17 protein-coding genes are annotated in these 19812 nt (G+C 44.1%); 15 read left to right on the top strand and 2 right to left on the bottom strand.

Annotated elements, in window-relative coordinates:
• Positions 1 to 4: 4 nt before the first annotated feature.
• Positions 5 to 1474, bottom strand: coding sequence for a DUF2066 domain-containing protein (locus ACGHAV_RS01210; RefSeq protein WP_390375328.1), 1470 nt, complete (start codon positions 1472 to 1474; stop codon positions 5 to 7).
• Positions 1475 to 1850: 376 nt separating this feature from the next.
• On the opposite strand from ACGHAV_RS01210, the gene purM reads away from it, so the two are divergent.
• The 5 genes from purM (at position 1851) to ACGHAV_RS01185 (ending at position 7831) form a co-directional block, all read left to right on the top strand.
• Positions 1851 to 2891 (top strand): phosphoribosylformylglycinamidine cyclo-ligase, encoded by a 1041-nt coding sequence (purM, locus tag ACGHAV_RS01205; protein ID WP_390375325.1) that lies wholly within the window; start codon positions 1851 to 1853, stop codon positions 2889 to 2891.
• Positions 2888 to 3538: a phosphoribosylglycinamide formyltransferase gene (purN, locus tag ACGHAV_RS01200; protein ID WP_390375322.1), complete on the top strand. Its 651-nt coding sequence runs from the start codon at positions 2888 to 2890 to the stop codon at positions 3536 to 3538. The genes purM and purN overlap by 4 nt, the downstream gene beginning before the upstream one ends.
• On the top strand, positions 3498 to 4241 hold the full coding sequence (locus ACGHAV_RS01195; RefSeq protein ID WP_390375320.1) for a DUF3108 domain-containing protein: 744 nt from the start codon (positions 3498 to 3500) through the stop codon (positions 4239 to 4241). The genes purN and ACGHAV_RS01195 overlap by 41 nt, the downstream gene beginning before the upstream one ends.
• 433 nt (positions 4242 to 4674) lie before the next feature.
• Positions 4675 to 7140: an acyl-CoA dehydrogenase FadE gene (gene fadE / locus ACGHAV_RS01190; protein WP_390375317.1), complete on the top strand. Its 2466-nt coding sequence runs from the start codon at positions 4675 to 4677 to the stop codon at positions 7138 to 7140.
• Positions 7141 to 7219: 79 nt separating this feature from the next.
• Positions 7220 to 7831, top strand: a complete 612-nt coding sequence (locus ACGHAV_RS01185; RefSeq protein ID WP_390375314.1) for a CAP domain-containing protein — start codon at positions 7220 to 7222, stop codon at positions 7829 to 7831.
• 35 nt (positions 7832 to 7866) lie between these two features.
• Here ACGHAV_RS01185 and ACGHAV_RS01180 read toward each other — a convergent pair whose 3' ends face one another.
• Positions 7867 to 8502: a response regulator gene (locus ACGHAV_RS01180; RefSeq protein WP_390375311.1), complete on the bottom strand. Its 636-nt coding sequence runs from the start codon at positions 8500 to 8502 to the stop codon at positions 7867 to 7869.
• A gap of 174 nt (positions 8503 to 8676) precedes the next feature.
• Here ACGHAV_RS01180 and cmoA point away from each other — a divergent pair, with 174 nt between their 5' ends.
• The 10 genes from cmoA to ACGHAV_RS01130 all read left to right on the top strand — a co-directional run bounded on the left by cmoA (position 8677) and on the right by ACGHAV_RS01130 (position 19791).
• The gene (cmoA, locus tag ACGHAV_RS01175; protein ID WP_390375308.1) at positions 8677 to 9408 is read left to right on the top strand and encodes a carboxy-S-adenosyl-L-methionine synthase CmoA; all 732 of its coding nucleotides are present in this window, start codon (positions 8677 to 8679) and stop codon (positions 9406 to 9408) included.
• 74 nt (positions 9409 to 9482) lie between these two features.
• Entirely contained in the window at positions 9483 to 10481 is a 999-nt protein-coding gene (cmoB, locus tag ACGHAV_RS01170; RefSeq protein WP_390375305.1) for a tRNA 5-methoxyuridine(34)/uridine 5-oxyacetic acid(34) synthase CmoB, read from the top strand.
• 95 nt (positions 10482 to 10576) lie between these two features.
• The gene (locus ACGHAV_RS01165; RefSeq protein WP_390375302.1) at positions 10577 to 11449 is read left to right on the top strand and encodes a kinase; all 873 of its coding nucleotides are present in this window, start codon (positions 10577 to 10579) and stop codon (positions 11447 to 11449) included.
• Complete coding sequence (locus ACGHAV_RS01160) at positions 11446 to 12255, top strand: HAD-IIB family hydrolase (RefSeq protein WP_390375299.1); 810 nt, start codon at positions 11446 to 11448, stop codon at positions 12253 to 12255. Before ACGHAV_RS01165 ends, ACGHAV_RS01160 begins: the two co-directional genes overlap by 4 nt.
• A 12-nt stretch (positions 12256 to 12267) precedes the next feature.
• The gene (locus tag ACGHAV_RS01155; protein WP_334015942.1) at positions 12268 to 13491 is read left to right on the top strand and encodes a glycosyl transferase; all 1224 of its coding nucleotides are present in this window, start codon (positions 12268 to 12270) and stop codon (positions 13489 to 13491) included.
• A gap of 5 nt (positions 13492 to 13496) precedes the next feature.
• Positions 13497 to 15254, top strand: coding sequence for a sugar phosphorylase (locus ACGHAV_RS01150; protein ID WP_390375296.1), 1758 nt, complete (start codon positions 13497 to 13499; stop codon positions 15252 to 15254).
• 118 nt (positions 15255 to 15372) lie between these two features.
• Positions 15373 to 16056 (top strand): phosphoglycolate phosphatase, encoded by a 684-nt coding sequence (locus ACGHAV_RS01145; RefSeq protein ID WP_390375293.1) that lies wholly within the window; start codon positions 15373 to 15375, stop codon positions 16054 to 16056.
• A 297-nt stretch (positions 16057 to 16353) separates the two neighbouring features.
• Positions 16354 to 16860 carry an outer membrane beta-barrel protein gene (locus tag ACGHAV_RS01140; protein ID WP_390375290.1) on the top strand — a complete coding sequence of 169 codons (507 nt, stop codon included), beginning with the start codon at positions 16354 to 16356 and terminating at the stop codon, positions 16858 to 16860.
• A gap of 255 nt (positions 16861 to 17115) precedes the next feature.
• Complete coding sequence (gene glp / locus ACGHAV_RS01135) at positions 17116 to 18327, top strand: gephyrin-like molybdotransferase Glp (RefSeq protein WP_390375287.1); 1212 nt, start codon at positions 17116 to 17118, stop codon at positions 18325 to 18327.
• 99 nt (positions 18328 to 18426) lie between these two features.
• On the top strand, positions 18427 to 19791 hold the full coding sequence (locus ACGHAV_RS01130) for an MATE family efflux transporter (protein ID WP_390375280.1): 1365 nt from the start codon (positions 18427 to 18429) through the stop codon (positions 19789 to 19791).
• Positions 19792 to 19812 lie beyond the last annotated feature (21 nt).

Genomic DNA, 19812 nt, shown 5'->3' with positions numbered 1-19812 from the left:
GATTTTATTGGCTCCAGTAAAAATTTAAGGCTTCCACTTTTTGACCATAGGCATCGGTTACCTGCTTCATTGCAGACTCTAGACGCAATGCGTTCAAAAAGTCATCAACGGTACCTAAAAGTGTTACCGAAAATGTGGCAACAGTACCTTGCTGCTGAGTTAGCGTTGCACTTTCAACTACGCTTAAATTGTTAAGGTATTTATTTGCCTTAGCATAGCTATTAATGGTGCCTACATTGGCTACGGAAATACTAATAACTTCTCGGTCAGCGGCTTCAATTCCCACCACAGCGTATAGCGATGAAAGGTAATTTGAATAGGCATCTACTAATTCAGCGGCAAGCGCTTCAGACGAGTCACCATATATACTGCCATAGCTAACGTTACTTTTTCCTATAAACACCCAATCAAGTGCATAGTCTCCTTCCTCTGCACGTTTCGCATGAGCTTCGAATTCATCCATGGTAAAAGGCGCTGTAGCAGTTTCAACTTCATTGCTCTCAACATCATTTATCTCGTCAATTGATCCCGTCTCGTCTATACCACTTGTGTCGCCCATTACGTTTACTGACGTAACATCGTTCTCAGCGTTGACCTCTTCCTCTACATTAGCGTTATCAGAAAGTGCGCCAAACGCGCTCTCTTGATTTTTATCAGCAGCCATATTCGCGATATTCGCATCGGCGATACCTGTTTCTTGGTTACCCATAGCATCTTCAAGCGTTTCTATGGTTCCAGACGGCACAGGGTTTTCTGGTAACTCTGGAATGGCACTGGCATCGTTCTTATAAATACGAGCACCAATAATATTGTCGGTAGCGTAGCGAGAAGATGCCAACTTGAGCGGCTCAACAAAACGCCCCCACACATCAAACGAGGTAATATTTACGCTGTCTGTTAAATCCATTAGCGGCAAGCTAAGTGGAACACCACGCTCTTTTGCCGTTGCTTGCAACGTGTCTTTCAGCACACTGGGAGACGTTTCATCTAGAATTGTGCGCGATGCATTGCCCTGCTCTTCGGCAATCCAAACCAAAGTTTCAGGACGCACAGCCCCCCAAAGCGGCAGCATTTCTCTCTGCAGTAAACTTGAAAGCTTTGCTTGATCGAAGTCTGCTATATAAAACGTCTTACCGTCTTGAAAACCAAAGCGGTAAGACCGTAAATAAGATTGCGGAGAAGAAAGCGCAGCGCGAACACCGGGGTTTGTTAGTACGTCAGCGCTACCAGATAGCTTTACGATAACTTGTCGAAGTGCCTGCTTAAGCGCGCTCTGTTGAGTACGTTGGCTTTGGTCGTCCACCTGAATTTGTGCTTCATTAACAATGATACGCTGCGTAGCACTTACCAATGGCGCATAAATAACCGATGCACACATAACGGTAGCAATAGCGGCTTTAAAAAGCCTAATGCTTTTATTTAAAAGTACCGTATTGTTTAAGTAGCGATGTTCTTTTTTCGTTGCCTTAATCATTGCTTTAATTATTGCCTTTTGGCTTGCCTTTGTAAGTGACGACCCTGTAACACTCGATGTTCCATTCCTACTTAATATCAAATCCTTACTCTCTCTTGCTGTAAAGGCAGAAACCTTATGAATAAGCGTACGTTGCAGTGACGACTTTTCACTATTCTCTTTTATATTGACCCGAATTTCACCCATAAATTGCAAAAGATTAGCACGCTAGCCTTATCAAATTTCTAAACAGCACTGCGCGCATATTGGTGTGGTATTAAGCAAAAAAGCAAAATAGCGCTGTAAAAACCGAACAAAAAAACCGCTACAAATTGGACTTGTGGCAATGAACTGGTAGAATCCGCGTTTTTCTACCTCTTAGTGCCAGGGCCCAACCGTGAGCGAAAATAAAACCTCTTTAAGTTACAAAGATGCAGGCGTAGATATCGACGCTGGAAATCAACTTGTTGAACGTATTAAATCTGTGACCAAGAAAACTCACAGACCAGAAGTAAAAGGTAATTTAGGGGGCTTCGGTGCACTATGCGAGCTACCAACTAAATACAAAAAGCCGCTGTTAGTATCGGGTACTGATGGTGTAGGCACTAAACTTCGCGTTGCGATGGATGCTAACCGTCACGACGGCGTTGGTATTGACCTTGTTGCAATGTGCGTAAACGATTTGATAGTACAAGGCGCAGAGCCACTATTCTTCCTAGACTACTACGCAACTGGCAAGTTAGATGTTGACGTAGCCGCGTCGGTTGTCACAGGCATAGGCGCAGGCTGCGAACAAGCTGGTTGTGCACTGATTGGCGGTGAAACCGCTGAAATGCCAGGTATGTATCACGATGGCGACTACGACATCGCAGGCTTCTGTGTTGGTGTTGTAGAAGCTGATAAGGTTATCGACGGAACGAACGTAAAACCAGGACAAAAATTAATTGCGCTGGGTTCATCAGGTCCTCATTCAAATGGTTACTCGCTTGTTCGCAAAATTATCGAAGTTAGTGGCGCCGACGTAAACGCAGAACTTAACGGCCAACCTATTATTGACCAACTACTTGCACCAACACGCATTTACGTAAAGTCGGTTCTAGCATTGCTTGAAGAAGTTCAAGTTAGCGCGATTTCTCACATTACAGGCGGTGGTTTTTGGGAAAACATTCCTCGTGTACTTCCAGAAGACGCAAAAGTGGTTATTGATGAGTCTACTTGGGAGTGGCCAGCTATCTTTTCTTGGTTACAGGAAAACGGCAACGTAACACGCCATGAAATGTATCGCACATTTAACTGTGGTGTGGGCTTGGTTATTGTTGTTGATGACGCAGACGTAGACAACGCCCTTGGCATTCTTAAAGCGCATGGTGAAAATGCATGGGTAATAGGTGACATTGAGGCCAAAAACGGCGACGAACAAGTAGAGATTAACGCGTGAGTCACACTCCAACCAAAATATGTGTGCTAATTTCGGGCAATGGTAGCAATTTACAAGCTATCATTGACGAAGTTGCCGCCAAACGCCTAAATGCCACTATTACTGGGGTTATCAGTAATCGACCTGGTGCCTATGGTTTAGAACGTGCAAGTCAAGCTGGTATTGAATCGGTTTGCTTAGATCATACAACGTTTGAAGATCGCGATAGCTACGATAGTGCCTTGAAAGCACAAATTGAGGCTTTCGGTGCCGATTGTGTTGTACTTGCTGGCTTTATGCGAATTCTAACGCCAGAATTTGTAAACCATTTTTCTGGAAAATTAGTGAACATTCATCCATCTTTGTTGCCGAAGTATAAAGGATTGAATACGCATCAGCGCGCTATCGACAATGGTGACAAGGAACACGGCGTTAGCGTGCACTTTGTAACACCAGAACTGGATGGTGGCCCGGTTATTATTCAAAGTCGCGTACCGGTATTTGAAGATGATTCGGCCAGCGATCTTGCGGAGCGTGTTCAGGAACAAGAGCGTCGTATTTATCCGCTAGTGCTGTCTTGGTTTAGTGCCGGCAGACTTATGATGCGAAACAATAAGGCTGTTTTAGATGATCAAGAACTTCCAGAATCAGGTTATGCGAGCGAGTAAACTACTCGCCGCAGGTACTGTTTGCGCGCTGTGGTTTTCAACGGGCGCGCAGGCACAATCTGACAATTCATTTACCCTCACTCCCTACAAAGCATCTTACACTGCATATAAATGGGGTGATGATGTAGGTGAAGCGCATATAGAGCTATCAGAATTAAGCGACAATCAGTACTCGCTTCTCTACACCTCTAAAGTGTCTAAGTTTTTCCTCTCAGATAAGCGCAGTGAGCATTCAATATTCACGCTAAATGATTCTACAGTAGTGCCTTCACAGTACTTTTATAATCGCTCAGGTACAGGGCCAGACAAAGAGCTTATTGTTACCTTTGGTCAGCAAGGCGGCGAAAAAATTGTGGTTGAAAATGGCGACATCTATAATTGGAACGGCGAATTCGACAACCAAATTTACCGTTTAGATTTAGCCAAACAGTTAGCAAAGGGCGTTACTGAATTAGACTACAGCTTTGTGAACTACCGTGGCGAGCTCCGTAATTACGGCGTAAAGGTAATTGAAACGGAAACTCTTACCCTTCCCTATGGAAAGCTGGACGCGGTTAAAGTGAAGTTAATACGCGATTCAAAAAAGCGCGAAACCTATGCGTGGTTTGCCCCCTCACTTGACTATGCCCTAGTTCGGTTACAGCAGTTCAAGGATGGTGACGAACAAGGCGATATTAAGCTTAAGTCGTTTCAACCCGAATAAGCGAATAATAAACACTCTGTTTTAAAGCATATTCAAATACGCTCAAGGCCGATGCGAAGTCGGTCAAGTCGTTAGACCGCTCAGGGCTGTTGGCGCTGCGCAAGACAGTTAAACTCGCTAAAGGCTTTTGCTTTCAGCGAGTTTTTTTGTTGTGAAAACTTGCCATTTGTTATAGACAAAATTTGTATAACATTCAGCGTAGTATCGCTTTGGCTAATCTATATCTATCACTCATGACTATACTTAGAAGGCCTGCTTATTATTAACGCAATGATTAATGCATTATTCATGTAAAAATCTTGATCTTTGCGCTATTAAATAATAGGTTTACTGCATGCTGGTCAGACCATGATTTGAGCTTACAAGTGTTTGTTCAAACACACGAAATACAAGGCTATCAGCGTAATGTTCAACGCCTTTTCAGGAGTGAAGTATGGCAGATTTTATATGGTTTTTACTGGTTGTTGTTACGCTAGCTATCGCTAGTTATCAACGTACCAGTTTGGTAACAGCAGTTGCCATGGGCGCAGGTGTCATGATTCTAGGCACCCTTTTCGGCGACATCGGCCTTTTAGGCTGGGTTGTTTTCCTTGCTTTAACACTTCCATTTACCTTGTCGAACATCAGACAACAGCACATTTCTACCAAGCTGCTAGCGTTTTACCGCAGTGTAATGCCTGAAATGTCTAGCACCGAACAAGAAGCTATTGATGCAGGTACTGTTTGGTGGGATGGCGATATTTTTAGCGGTAAGCCAGACTGGGACAAGTTACACCGTATCCCTAAAGGAAGATTAACGGCAGAAGAACAAGCGTTTCTTGATGGTCCTTGTGAGGAAGTGTGCTCAATGGTTAACGAGTGGCAAGTTAACCACCAAGATGCCGACCTTTCACCTGAAGTGTGGCAATACCTCAAAGAACACAAGTTCTTTGCCATGATCATTAAGAAAGAATATGGCGGCCTAGAGTTTTCAGCTTATGCACAGTCTCGTGTATTGCAGAAACTAGCAGGCGTTAGTGCAGTACTTTCAAGCACCGTTGGTGTTCCTAACTCATTAGGCCCAGGTGAATTACTACAGCACTATGGTACTAAAGAGCAGCAAGATCATTACTTGCCGCGTTTGGCAGCTGGAGAAGAAATTCCGTGTTTTGCACTTACTGGTCCTGAAGCAGGCTCAGATGCTGGTGCAATCCCTGACGTGGGCGTTGTGTGTAAAGGCGAATGGAACGGCGAAGAAGTGCTAGGCATGCGCCTTACATTTAACAAGCGTTATATTACCCTTGCACCCGTTGCTACAGTTATTGGTCTTGCGTTTAAACTACAAGACCCAGAGGGCCTACTTGGCGATAATAAAGAGCCTGGTATTACCTGTGCACTGATTCCACGCGATACAAAAGGCCTTGAAATTGGTCGTCGCCACTTCCCGCTTAATACACCATTCCAAAATGGTCCTATTAATGGTAAAGACATTTTTGTTCCAATCGACTACATCATCGGTGGACCGAAAATGGCAGGACGTGGCTGGCGTATGCTGATGGAGTGCTTGTCAGTTGGTCGCTGCATTACTCTTCCATCTTCAGCTGCAGGTGGTGCAAAATCAGTATCACTTGCAACCGGTGCCTATGCACGTATTCGCCGTCAGTTCCGTATGCCTGTGGGCCATATGGAAGGTGTTGAAGAAATGCTAGCGCGTATTGGTGGTAACGCTTATCTAATGGATGGCGTAACACGCTTTTCAACTGTCGGTGTTGATTTGGGTGAGAAACCATCGGTTATCTCAGCCATCTGTAAATACCACCTTACCGAGAAAATGCGTCAAGTCATCAACGACTCGATGGACGTTCACGGTGGTAAAGGCGTAATGCTTGGGCCAAACAACTATTTGGGCCGCGGTTATCAAGGCGTACCAATTTCAATTACCGTTGAGGGTGCAAATATCCTAACGCGTAACATGATGATTTTTGGTCAAGGTGCAATGCGTTGCCACCCGTTCGTGCTTAAAGAAATCCAAGCGGCGTCTATTGAAGACAGAAAAGAAGCACTAAAAGCGTTTGATAAAGCGGTATTTGGCCACATTGGCTTTGCCGTATCGAACACAGTACGCAGCATTTGGTTCTCGTTAACTAACGGCGCGTTTAGTAATGCACCATTTACCGACGAAACATCGCGCTACTACAAGCTGTTACAAGGTTACAGTGCGAACCTAGCATTGCTAACCGATGTTTCTATGGGTGTGTTAGGTGGCGACCTTAAGCGTCGCGAGCGTTTGTCTGCACGTCTAGGTGATATCCTAAGTGGTCTATATCTAGGTAGTACTACATTGAAGCGTTTCGACGAAGAAGGCCGTTTGAAGGAAGATTTACCGTTGCTTCATTGGGCGATGCAAACTACCCTTCACGATATTGAAACCGCTATCGACGATTTCCTAGCGAACTTCCCGAATAAGGCAGTAGGCACAGCAATGCGCGTTATGGTAATGCCGTTTGGCCGTCGAATTGGCAAGCCATCTGACAAAATCGAGCATGCTATCGCACAAATGCTTCAAACGCCTTCTTCTGCGCGTAGTCGTTTAGGTTATGGTCAGTATCTAGCTCGCACAGAAGGCAGCTTGATGGGTGATTTAGAGCAGACGCTTGATGATGTAATCGCGTGCGAACCCATCTTCGAACGTATTTGCAGCCATAAGAAAGCTAAATTGCCATTTACACGTCTTGACGTGTTGGCCGATGAAGCACTTGCTGATGGCGTAATTAACGAAGAAGAAGCTAGCTTAATGCGCAAGACCGAAGCCGGTCGCCTGCGCACTATCAACGTGGATGATTTTGACCACGAGGAATTGGTAGCTCAAGTTAATTCAACCAGCAAAGCCACTAAAAAACGAGGTGGTAAAGCTGCGTAATTTAACTCACTCTATAAAGGGTCGCATTCGCGGCCCTTTATTTTTATATTCCTCGCTTTGCACTGTTTTATTCACTGCTATGTTTAGCAACTCGGCATTAGCTGAAGCGACAACATTCGACTGTGGAAACTCAGAACAAGCAAAAGCACTAGCTAACTTAATCGCAACCGATAAAAACCAACAGCGCCCAATTCTTGTTTGCCACCCTACTTTGGTAAAGCTTGCCGAAGAAAAAGCAAAAGATATGGCATCGCGCGGTTTGGTTTCACACTTTTTGGGCGGCAGTCCAAATAGCCGCATTCGTGATGCAGGCCTTGTGCTTCCAGATTACTACGGCGATGCTATGAGTAATCAGGTAGAAGCATTGGCAGGTGGTTATATCAATGCGGAAGATGTGTGGTATGCACTGCAAACGTCAACAAGCCACCGTCAACATTTATTGGCTGAAGTGCCTTTTTATCAGGAACAAGACCAAATTGGTGTAGGCTTTTACAAAGACTACAGTACTCCCCATGTGGAATACTGGGCAGTTTATTTAACTAAGCTTGAAAGCGATACTGATATAGCGCCAGAAGACAGCACTATAAAGTTGGTTCGTAAATCGAAGAAGTTTGATGAAATACCCGACAAAGGGCTTGGCATTGTGACAAAAGACGGCGAAGTTATCTTAAAAACAAAAAAACCGGATTAATATCCGGTTTTTTTAACGTAAAAAGGTGTTTATTTCTAGCTTAGCTGAAGCTTGTCCATTAACAGTACTGCTTGCGTACGCGTGTTAATTTCAAGTTTACGCAGAATAGCGCTTATGTGAGCCTTTATCGTTGCTTCAGTCACATTCATTTCGTGCGCTATTTGTTTATTCATTAAGCCTGCGCGAAGATATGACAACACTTGAATTTGCTTTGGCGTAAGCTCTTGGAAACGCTTGAGTAGCACCTTAAGTTCGTCGTCAACTTTTTCAAGTTCTTCTTCCATGCCTTCAGGTAGCCACTTTTTACCTGCAATAATATCAACAATGGCTTGTGCCATTTCACGCGTTGCAGATACTTTCGGGATAAAGCCTTGTGCACCTAGGCTCATTACCTGTGCAACAACTTCAACACTATCGCTACCCGATATCACGCCCACTGGGATATTTGGGAATTGCTCGCGCAGAGTAATTAAGCCGTTGAAATACTCACCACCCGGCATGTTTAGGTCAAGAAGCACTAATTCTACGCCGTCGAACTCATTAAGTATTGTGATTGCCGCGTCAAGACTACCCGCTTCAAGTATCTGCGCGTTCTCAAAATAGGGTTCTAAAGCGCCACTTAACGCTTCGCGAAACAATGGGTGATCGTCTGCTACTAGAATTCTTGTCATTAGCGTTACTGCTTCCTTTTCTTGTTCAATCTATAGGGTAATACTTTCGGCTAATTTCTAAAAGCCCTTATGCTACAAAAATAGCGTAAATATCAACAAAATTAGTGTTTTCGATTGGCATTTATATTTCAAACGGTAAAATTGCGCACCAATTAAGTAAATCTAAGGTTTATTGTGAAGAAACACGACAATATTTATGCAAACCCGCTCAATAAAGTAGCTGACTTTAAATTTGACGAGTCTGTGGTAGACGTGTTTCCGGATATGATTCAGCGTTCAGTACCGGGATATGAGTCTATCATCCATACTATTGGTGAAGTAGCTAAAACCGTTGTGACTAATAACTCAAAGGTATATGACTTGGGTTGTTCGTTAGGGGCCGCGAGTTTATCGGTAGCAAGAGCCACACAAGATAAACAATGTGAAATTATTGGCGTTGATAGCTCTGAAGCCATGGTTGAGCGTTGTAAACGCGTGGTTCAGGCCTTCACCCTCCCCAACCCAATAACCATCACTAAAGCTATGGCTCAGGATATCGCCATAGAAAATGCGTCGATGGTTATTATGAATTTCACCTTACAATTTATCCCACCAGCAGACAGAGAAGCGCTGCTTCATAAGATATACCAAGGTTTGAACCCAGGCGGTATTTTATTGTTGTCAGAAAAAATTAGGCACCCCACTATTGCGGGCAATGAGCTGTTAATTGACCTTCATCACCAGTTTAAACGTGACAATGGTTACAGTGAGCTTGAAGTTAGCCAAAAACGTGCTGCACTTGAAAAAGTCATGCTTACCGACACCTTTAGCGACCATGAAACGCGCTTGAAAAGTGCAGGTTTCGACGATGTGGTTATGTGGTTTAAGTGCTACAACTTCACATCTATGGTGGCAATTAAAGCCTAGCGCCTAATATTGCAGCGAAAATATCGCAGCGCAGATATTTCTGCGAACATGCGCAAAGCAAATACGAGATTAATATGAGTAAACTTGAACAAACGTGGCTAAACGACTGCTACAAGTCGTTGCTCGACAGCCCACTGTCACATTGGTTACAAACTTTACCCGCGCTAATGGATTCATGGCAGCGAACCGGCAAACACGGTGAGTTTGATAAGTGGTGCCGACTGCTAAATAAATTGCCGTCAACTACGCCTTCTAGTGTTGATTTATCGTCTTCTGTCACCGCTGGTTCAAGTGACGACATAGATGAATATACGTCTAAACAAATCGAGGGGCTACTGAAGCAATTCATGCCTTGGCGTAAAGGCCCATACCACATCCATGGCATTCATATCGATACAGAATGGCGTTCAGATTGGAAATGGGATCGCGTAGTACCACACATTTCTTCGCTTAAAGACAGAAGTGTTTTAGACGTTGGCTGTGGAAGCGGCTATCACATGTGGAGAATGCTGGGCGAAGGGGCTTCCAACGTTATCGGCATCGATCCAACACAGCTTTTCCTTATTCAATTCCATGCAGTTAAACACTTTATGCAGCACCAAGGCGTTAGGCGTGATGATATTCATTTCTTACCTTTGGGTATTGAAGACATGCAACCTTTAAAAGCCTTCGATACTGTATTTTCTATGGGTGTACTGTATCACCGTAAAGATCCGATGGCCTTTTTAACTCAGTTGAAAGACCAATTAAGAAAAGGCGGCGAACTCATTCTAGAAACATTGGTTGTTGATGGTGATGAAAATACCGTGCTAATGGCCGGTGAACGTTATGCTCAAATGCGCAATGTGTGGTTTTTGCCTAGCACTGCGGCGCTAACTGTATGGCTGTCTAGGTTAGGCTTCGAGAATATTCGCGTGGTAGATGTTAATCATACGACGCTTGATGAGCAACGTTCAACACAATGGATGGACACGCAGTCTTTGAAAGATTTTCTCATGCCGGAAGATATTACGCGCACCATAGAAGGTTACCCTGCACCACAACGAGCCGTAATAGTGGCCAACAAAAAGTAAAAACGGGCGTTTCTAACAAACCGTTTCTTATGGCACAAATGTTGTAACCCTAATCTGCTAGAGTGTAAGTATTCTGCATTGATTAGGGTGACAACATGGATATACATGGCTTTTTAGCCGTACAGCAATTGCCAAATAGCTACGCAGCAATTGCACAAAAATGGTTCACTCCACTTTGCGATAGGCTACTTAAGCACCAAGAAGGTGCAAAATCCCCGCTTATTGTTGGCATTAATGGATGCCAAGGTTCGGGTAAATCAACCCTTACCAGCTTTATCGACGCCTATCTTTCATCGGTTCATAATAAGAACGTTGTTTCTTTATCTATTGACGACTTCTATCTAGATCAGTCAGACCGTAATGAACTCGCCAATAAAGTGCATCCACTTTTAAAAACACGTGGTGTTCCCGGCACTCACGACATTACCCTTGCCCTAAACACGTTTAGACAGCTTAAAGCGGGCGAAACAACACAGTTGCCGCGCTTTAATAAAGCAACTGACAACCCTTTTCCTAAAGCCCAATGGCCTGTAATAGAGATAGTTCCAGATTTTATTATTCTTGAGGGGTGGTGTGTTGGTGTAAGCGCTGAAGACACTGCCTCGTTGAAAAGCCCTATTAACGAACTTGAAGAAATTGAAGACTCAGAAGCTACGTGGCGCACTTTCGTAAACGAAGCCATTAGCGATCAATATCAAGCGTTGTTTAATCAAATAGACTATCGCGTAATGCTAAAAGCCCCATCATTTGATTGCGTTTACAAGTGGCGTTTAGAACAAGAACACAAATTAGCAAAGTCGGCAGCGTCTGACAGCAAAGGCGTAATGAGTGATGATGAAGTGGCAAACTTTGTGCAGCATTATCAGCGTATTACCGAGTTTGCGTTGCGCACGATGCCCGATAAATGCGACACCGTATTCACGCTTGATTCAAGCAGAAGTATTATTGAACAGGACGTACGTAAATGAATAAAACGCTTGTTTTCACCGACATGGACGGCACGCTGCTAGACCACCATACCTACTCTTTTGAAGCTGCGAAACCTGCCTTAAATGCACTTGAGTCTGAGTCTATCCCCGTAATCCCTACCACCAGTAAAACGTTTGCTGAATTGCAGCCGCTACGAGAACGTATTGGCTTAGATGGCCCGTTCATTGTAGAGAACGGTGCAGCTATTTTCATTCCTCACGGCTTTTTTAAGCAAAAACCCAGTGGCACTGTGTGGGTAGACGGTTACTGGTGCAAAGCCTTTATTTCGAACAAAAACTATTGGATTAAGCTTCTAGAAAAAATAGGAAGTGAGTTCGACGGAAAGTTTACGCAATTCTCAAAGATGTCTCTTGAAGAAATTCAAGATAGCACTGGCTTAGATGAAAAGTCGGCATCATTGGCTGCCAAACGTCAATTTGGTGAGCCAGTGTTATGGCTTGGCACTGAAGACGAAAAAAAGCGCTTTTTAAACGCTATCACTGAACGCGGCGCATTCCCCTTAGAGGGTGGCCGCTTTATTCATATTTCTGGTAATTGCGACAAGGGTCAAGCACTTAAATGGTTGGCGAGCGAATACCAAAAGCAACACGTTACCAAGGTGAAAACAGTGGCCTTAGGTGACGGTAAAAACGATATTGCCATGCTAGAAGCGGCACATATCCCTATACGAATTCTTTCACCGGTAAATCCTCCACCAGCGGTTCAAAAAGAAGAGGTTTATACCAGCACCCTCACCGGCCCTGAAGGCTGGAACGAAATGCTTACTCAACTATTATCTCTATGATCAGGAGGACACATGGCTGATTTTTATCAAAATGGTGTGGTTACTACGTTACATAACTTGGCTCGACGTCCTACCGAGGAACTAGAAGCAGAACTTCTTCAATTTTCGAAAAAACGTCCAATGGCACTTATTCTGCCATCGCTTTTTTCTGAACTTGAAGGCGATGCTTTACCGCATATTGTGCAGGAGCTCACTGAAGTCCCCTACTTGTCTGAAATTGTGATTGGCCTAGATCGCGCGTCAAAAGACCAATACAAACACGCTCTGAAATTTTTTGGAAAATTGCCGCAGCACCACCGCGTGTTGTGGAATGACGGGCCGCGATTAAAAGCATTGGATGAAGAACTCCAAGCACAAGGCTTAGCGCCAAAAGAATTGGGTAAAGGCCGAAACGTCTGGTATTGCATGGGTTATGTGTTAGCGTCTAATCGCGCCGAATCGGTTGCGCTGCACGACTGCGACATTGTGACTTACGAAAAAGACTTACTTGCTAAGCTTATTTATCCAGTAGCAAACCCACAGTTTAACTATGAATTCTGTAAAGGGTATTACGCACGTGTTGCCAACGGAAAAATTAACGGTCGTGTGTCTCGTTTGCTTGTTACTCCTTTACTGCGCGCACTTAAACGCATCATGGGCGACAACGAGTATTTAGAATTTATGGACAGCTTCCGTTATCCGCTTGCGGGTGAGTTCTCGTTTAGACGTGACGTACTCAACGATATTCGCATTCCAAGTGACTGGGGCTTAGAAATTGGCGTACTGTCGGAAATGCACCGCAACTACTCACATAATCGCCTATGCCAGGCTGATATCTGCGATATTTATGATCACAAGCATCAGGACCTTTCGCTAAATAACGATCAGGGCGGTTTATCAAAGATGTCTATCGACATCACAAAAGCTATTTTTAGAAAACTCGCGACGCAAGGCTATACCTTTAGCAACGAAATGTTCCGCTCAATTAAAGCCACATACTTCCGTATTGCGCTAGACTTTATAGAAACCTATCACAACGACGCAGTAATGAACGGCTTGTCTTTGGACATTCACAGCGAAGAAAAAGCGGTAGAAATGTTTGCCAGCAACATTATGAAAGCGGGTCAAAACTTCTTAGAGAACCCGATGGAGACCCCGTTTATTCCTAGTTGGAACCGTGTAACAAGCGCTGTACCAGATATTCTTGAGCGCTTGGTTGAAGCGGTTGAAGCCGATACTGCTGAATTTATGGAGTAAGTTATATGGCGTGGACACTCCTCCATGACAAGGTAAAAAACCATTTAGAAAGTATTTATGCTGATGTAGCGTTAAGCGTGTCTTACGACGCGCTTGCTACTGAGTTAATGCACACCATTGGTTTAAAAGAAGAAAGTGATATCGCTTCTCCGCAGTCTCACCATAACTACTGGGATGAAGACGATATTGTCATGATCACCTATGGCGATAGCGTAATTTCAGAAGGCGAAAAGCCGTTAGTAACGCTAAATCGTTTTTTGCACCGTTATTGCAAAAACACCGTTAATAATGTGCATATTTTGCCGTTCTTCCCTTACAGTTCTGACGATGGTTTTTCCGTTATCGACTACTCTACCGTAAACGAAGCGTTAGGGTCGTGGGATGACATTGAAGCCATCTCGAAAGATTACGGCCTTATGGCAGATCTTGTTATTAACCACTGTTCTGCACGAAGCGTTTGGTTTGATAACTTTATTAAAGGAGAAGGTCCCGGCTCAGACTTTTTCTTCACAGCCTCACCTGATGACGATTTGTCGATGGTTACACGCCCACGCGTATCGCCATTACTGCGCGAGACCAAAACGGCTGATGGTACCAAGCATGTGTGGTGTACATTCAGCCATGACCAAGTAGATTTTGATTTTAGAAACCCCAAGGTACTGCTGGCCTTCGTTGATATCATTCGTCTCTACATTGATAAGGGCTCGAAGCTATTTCGTTTAGATGCGGTGGCGTTTCTATGGAAAATCATTGGAACGAATTGTATTAATTTAGCGCAAACCCACGAAGTTATTCGTTTACTGCGTACGCTTATAGAGCATGTTGACCCTAGTATTATCATCATTACTGAAACCAACATTCCTAACAGAGAAAACCTAACCTATTTTGGCAACGCAAACGAAGCGCATGCCATTTACAATTTCTCTTTGCCTCCGCTGTTGGTAAATACCTTGGTAACGGGCGACTGTACCTACCTTAAAAGTTGGATGATGAGCATGCCACCTGCACAAAACGGCACGGCTTATTTTAACTTTATTGCATCGCATGACGGTATAGGCTTGCGTCCAGCGGAAGGGTTACTAGATGATGATGAAATATCAGAGCTGGTACATACCATGCAAAGTTTTGGTGGCAAAATTTCTTGGCGAGCGTCGGATCATGGCCAGCAAAAACCATATGAAATAAACATTACCTTGTTTGATGCACTTCAAGGCACAACGAAAGGCCCAGACAAGTATCAGGTAGACCGCTTTATATGCGCTCATGCCATTATGTTAGGCATGGAAGGTATTCCTGGTTTATATATTCACAGCTTGTTGGGTACGTCGAACGATTATGAAAAAGTGGCTAATACAGGCCAAAACCGCTCGATAAACCGTCGTAGATGGGACTTAAGCGAGCTTGAAGCCTTGCTAGATTCGCCATATTCGCAGCACCATAAAGTGCTGACGCGTGTGTCGCAGTTAATTCGGATACGTAAAGCACAGCCAGCATTTCACCCTAATGCCACGCAGTTTACACTGCAGCTTGGCACTACGATATTTGGTTATTGGCGACAAAGCTTGGATAGAAAACAGAGCATTTTTTGTGTAAGCAACATTTCTGATGAAGAGCAAACCATTGCACTTACCGACATCAATTTGATTGGAACTGATAATTGGATAGATCTAATCACACGTGATGAACTTTGTTTGTCGGATAGCGCGTTAACGCTTAAGCCCTATCAAGTACTGTGGATCAGTAATCAGGACTTTGAGAAATAGAGCAAGTAGCAACGAAAGTAGCAACGAATATTAATAGCTCAATGCCGCGGTACTGATACCGCGGCATGTGTTACATTCATATCAATCAAAGTATTTTCTGATTTTAATTAATCGCTTTATGACAGCCATCACCACTCTACTTTTCGACTTAGACGGAACACTAATAGACTCAGTACCCGACCTTGCACTGGCGCTGAACAATACGCTTCAAGACAATGGGCTACCCACCTACTCTGAAAGCACCGTAAGGAACTGGGTTGGCAATGGTGCCCGCGTACTGCTGCAGCGAGGCTTAAGTGGCAGCACCAAAATCAGTGACAACATTGCGGCGCAAAACAGTTATGTCGATACCTTACTAGTCCAGTTTCTAGCCCATTACAATAAAACCGTTTGTAGCGCATCAACACTGTATGACGGCGTACACCAAACCTTAATCACATTAAAAGAGAGTGGTTATACCCTAGGCTTGGTAACCAACAAACCGCAAGACTTCATTCAACCAATATTAACCCACTACTTACTGGATAACGTGTTTGGTGTAACTGTTGGGGGCGATACTCTAAAACAGAAAAAGCCTGATGCCGCACCGCTATTGTATGCTTGTGAAAAGCTAAACGCAGAGCCACAAAATTGCGTGATGGTGGGCGATTCAAAAAATGACATATTGGCCGCAAAAGCTGCCAATATGAGAAGCATTGGCTTAACTTATGGCTACAACTACGGCGAAGATATAGGCCTGAGCGAGCCCCGATGGGTTTGCAACCACTTCAACGACATTTTAGACGTCTTAAAAACAAATTAACGCGGAAACAAGCTTCGAAAAATAGAGTGCGCCATAAGTAGAGAGTGCGTAAACAGCTAACGTTTTAATATGTAAAAACAATTAGTTACAAATTATAAGGATAACTCTACTGTTTTCAGCGCAATGTATATTGCGTACGCAATCGTTTTTTAAGTACTATCCTCGGCAGAAGATTGGATGCTACTGGCTCAAAGGATTGACGTCGCCTAACCCCTAGATACGCTGTCGTTCCCTCCTGAATTGCCTAAGCCAAACCTTCTAATGTAAAAAACAACATTGCATCAACAAGGATTTGAAATGTTCAAAAAAGCAATATTATCAGCTGCGCTTCTTACTGTTTCTATGTCAGCTTCTGCTAACTGGGAATTTGGCATTGGTTACACTAACGTTTCTGATGACGATGGTGACATTGATATTAGCCTAGGCGGTATCGTTGCCTCTGCTGGTTATCAATATCAAGTTAACGATAGCTTTCAACTAGTACCTGAAGTACGTATTGGTACTGGCGTAAGCGACGATACCGTATTTGGTGTTGACGTAGAGCTAGACTCTTTTTATGCGGTATCGCTTCGCGGTGAATACAGCCTTGCAGACAACATGTACGTTTACATTGTTCCGTCTTACGGCAAACTAGAGCTTACTGCAAGCGCTAATGGGTTCTCTGAATCTTCAGATAGCGACTGGGAATTCGGCCTTGGTGGCGGCTTTGGCTTCATGGTTACTGAAACGACTTCAGTAGAAGTGTCTTACGAAACATTCGATGACGCTGACGTACTAAGCATTGGCGCAAAATTCGCGTTCTAAGAAACGCATTTAGCATGCTTTAATAGTGAGGAGGCCCACACGCCTTCTCACTTATTCATTCATTAGCCTATTCCCTAGTTCTGCACTTTACACTTTGCATGGCACCCAGTTTCCATATTAGCACTTTCCATATTAGCCACCTGAAACGCTGTAGCCTTCCTTAATTAAGCATACAATTGTGCATATTAACCTTTGGTATAGCACCGACTTTTTCGGTAATATCCTGCTGAATTTTATTGCCTTTAGGGAGTTGGTATGACGTCAAAATGGCTTTCACTTGAAGAAGCATTAGCAAAAGCACTTAATGCAGCAACACCTATAGTTGAAACCGAAGAAGTAAGCCTATTTGAAGCTAATGGCCGAGTTTTAGCGCAAGATGCCATAGCCACGCTTGATGTACCTCCTTGGGATAACTCTGCTATGGATGGTTTTGCCGTTAACAGCAGTGACGTAGAAGATGGCACCACGCTTAACATACAAGGCGTTATTACCGCAGGAATGGAAGCGGCTACACCACTTGCGCCCCACAGTGCATTTAAAATAATGACTGGCGCCCCAGTACCGCCTAACGCCGATGCTGTAGTAATGATTGAAAACACTGCAACTGATGGTGACAGCGTAAAAATACAACAGCTGCCCAAATTAGGTGAAAACATACGCCGGAAAGCCAACGATATTGCTGTTAATGACGTGCTAATAAAACAAGGTACGAAACTGAAGGCCGAGCATCTAATGCTGCTTTCATCTCAGGGAACAAGCTCGGTTAAAGTATTTAGAAAATTGAAAGTGGGCATAGTGGCTACAGGTTCAGAATTAGCAGAGCCAGGACAGGAACGCTTAGCCACACAAATATTTGAGTCTAACCGTGTTGGCGTTAGCAGTATTTTACACAACGAAAACGTTGAAATTATCGATTTCGGCATTGTTGAAGATAACGAGGCATCTCTTCGAGCCCTATTTACCAAAGCTAGTGCTAGCGTTGATGTAATGGTAAGTAGCGGTGGTGTGTCGGTAGGTGATGCTGACTACGTGAAAGACATTATTAGTGAGCTAGGCAATATCGACTTTTGGAAGATAGCGGTTAAGCCCGGCAAACCTTTCGCGCTAGGCAGCATAAACAATACTCTTTTTTGTGGTTTACCTGGCAACCCAGTGTCTTCGTTTGTAACAGCAAAGCTATTAGTTGTGCCCATCATTAAAAAAATGCAGGGCCAGACAGGCGACGCAGCGCCACTTTTCGTTAATGCTAAAATTACTCGAGACATAAAACGCAGAGCCGGCCGACGCGACTTTCAGCGCGCAACTATGACCAAAGACGATAGTGGTGAATGGCATGTTACCCCCCTTAAAACACAAAGTTCTGGGGTTATGACATCCATTACTGCTGCGAATTGTTTAATGGTAATACACGAGTCGATAAGCACGCTTAATGAAGGTGACATAGTACCTGTAATGCCACTTTACTAACCAAAGAGGGTTACGCGTACCCCTGACAATGATTATATTGCCGTATTTTTAGCATATTCAATCGCTGTACTTTTTGCAGAATTTTAGAGAACACCAACAGTGAATAAAAAACGCTTCCTTTTGGAAGGTAGAGACATCATTAAACTAGCGTGGCCATTACTTGTAGCGCAAATAACCCAGATGCTAATGGGAGTAAGCGACACCATTATGGCTGGGCGTTACAGTGCCACCGACATGGCAGCAGTGGCGTTGGGCTTTAGCATTACTGTACCACTTTTATGTTTTATTCAAGGTATAGCGCTAGCATTACCGCCTATCATCTCTAGACTGCAAGGAAATAAAAACATTGCAGGTATCGCCGATGCCTCGCAACAGGCTGGCTACTTAGTGTTTTTTGTCGGCGTGGTAATTACAGCGCTGCTACCCTTTACTGAAAGCATTGTATCGCTGTTTCCAATGGCGCCTGAACTTTACAGTATTACCGTAGACTATGTGGTTTACGTGTTACTTGCTATGCCAGGCTTTGCTTTATACCAATGGCTGCGCAATTACTGCGAAGGCTTGGGTAAAACCAAGCCAACAATGATCATTACGGTTATAGGCTTGCTAGCAAACGTTGTAGGCAACTACCTGTTTATTTACGGTGCTGGCCCAATACCCGCAATGGGTGGCGCGGGTTGTGGTGTAGCCACAGCCATTGTTATTTACACTATGCTTATCGCCACGTTTGTATATGTACGTATGGCACCTTCCCTAAAACAATACAACTTGTTTGGAAAACGCTACACGCCAAACCTAAGCACCATTAACCGCACCTTCAAAATGGGCTTGCCCATAGCAATGACCATTTTGTTCGAAGTAACCCTGTTTTCTGTGGTGGCGTTGTTGCTGGCACCGTTTGGCGCAAATACTGTTGCCGCACATCAGGTAGCACTTAACTTTTCTGCGCTAATGTTTATGTTTCCAATGAGTATTGGTATGGCGGCGGCTATTCGTATTGGGTATCGCATTGGTCAAAATAATTCACGACAAGCCAAAATTGCAGCGCGCATGGCTATTCTTATCGGCTTTTGCACAGCAGCATGCACCGCCACATTCACTCTGTTAGCCAAGGCATTTATTATTGGCTTATATACGAGTGATGAAGCCGTGTATACGCTGGCGAATGCGTTGCTTATTTATGCGGCGCTATTCCAGCTGTCTGACGCAGTGCAAGTGATATCAGCCAATGCACTTCGCGGTTACAAAGACACTACAGCCATGTTTATTATTACCTTCATTTCGTATTGGCTTATTGGTTTACCTACAGGCGTTATTTTGGGAAGAACCAGTTGGGTTACCGCAGAACCTATGGCCGCAGCGGGTTTTTGGATTGGGTTTATTGTGGGGCTGAGTGCTGCTGCCGTAATGTTAGGCGCAAGGTTGCTTTATATTCAGCGCCCGGGCGCTGTTTTGCGCGCGTAGGCGATTAGAATAACGCTGGGA

This window comes from Alteromonas sp. MTD1, from assembly GCF_042848195.1.
Lineage (GTDB): Bacteria > Pseudomonadota > Gammaproteobacteria > Enterobacterales > Alteromonadaceae > Alteromonas.
This window is presented reverse-complemented; position numbering and strand designations above follow the sequence as displayed.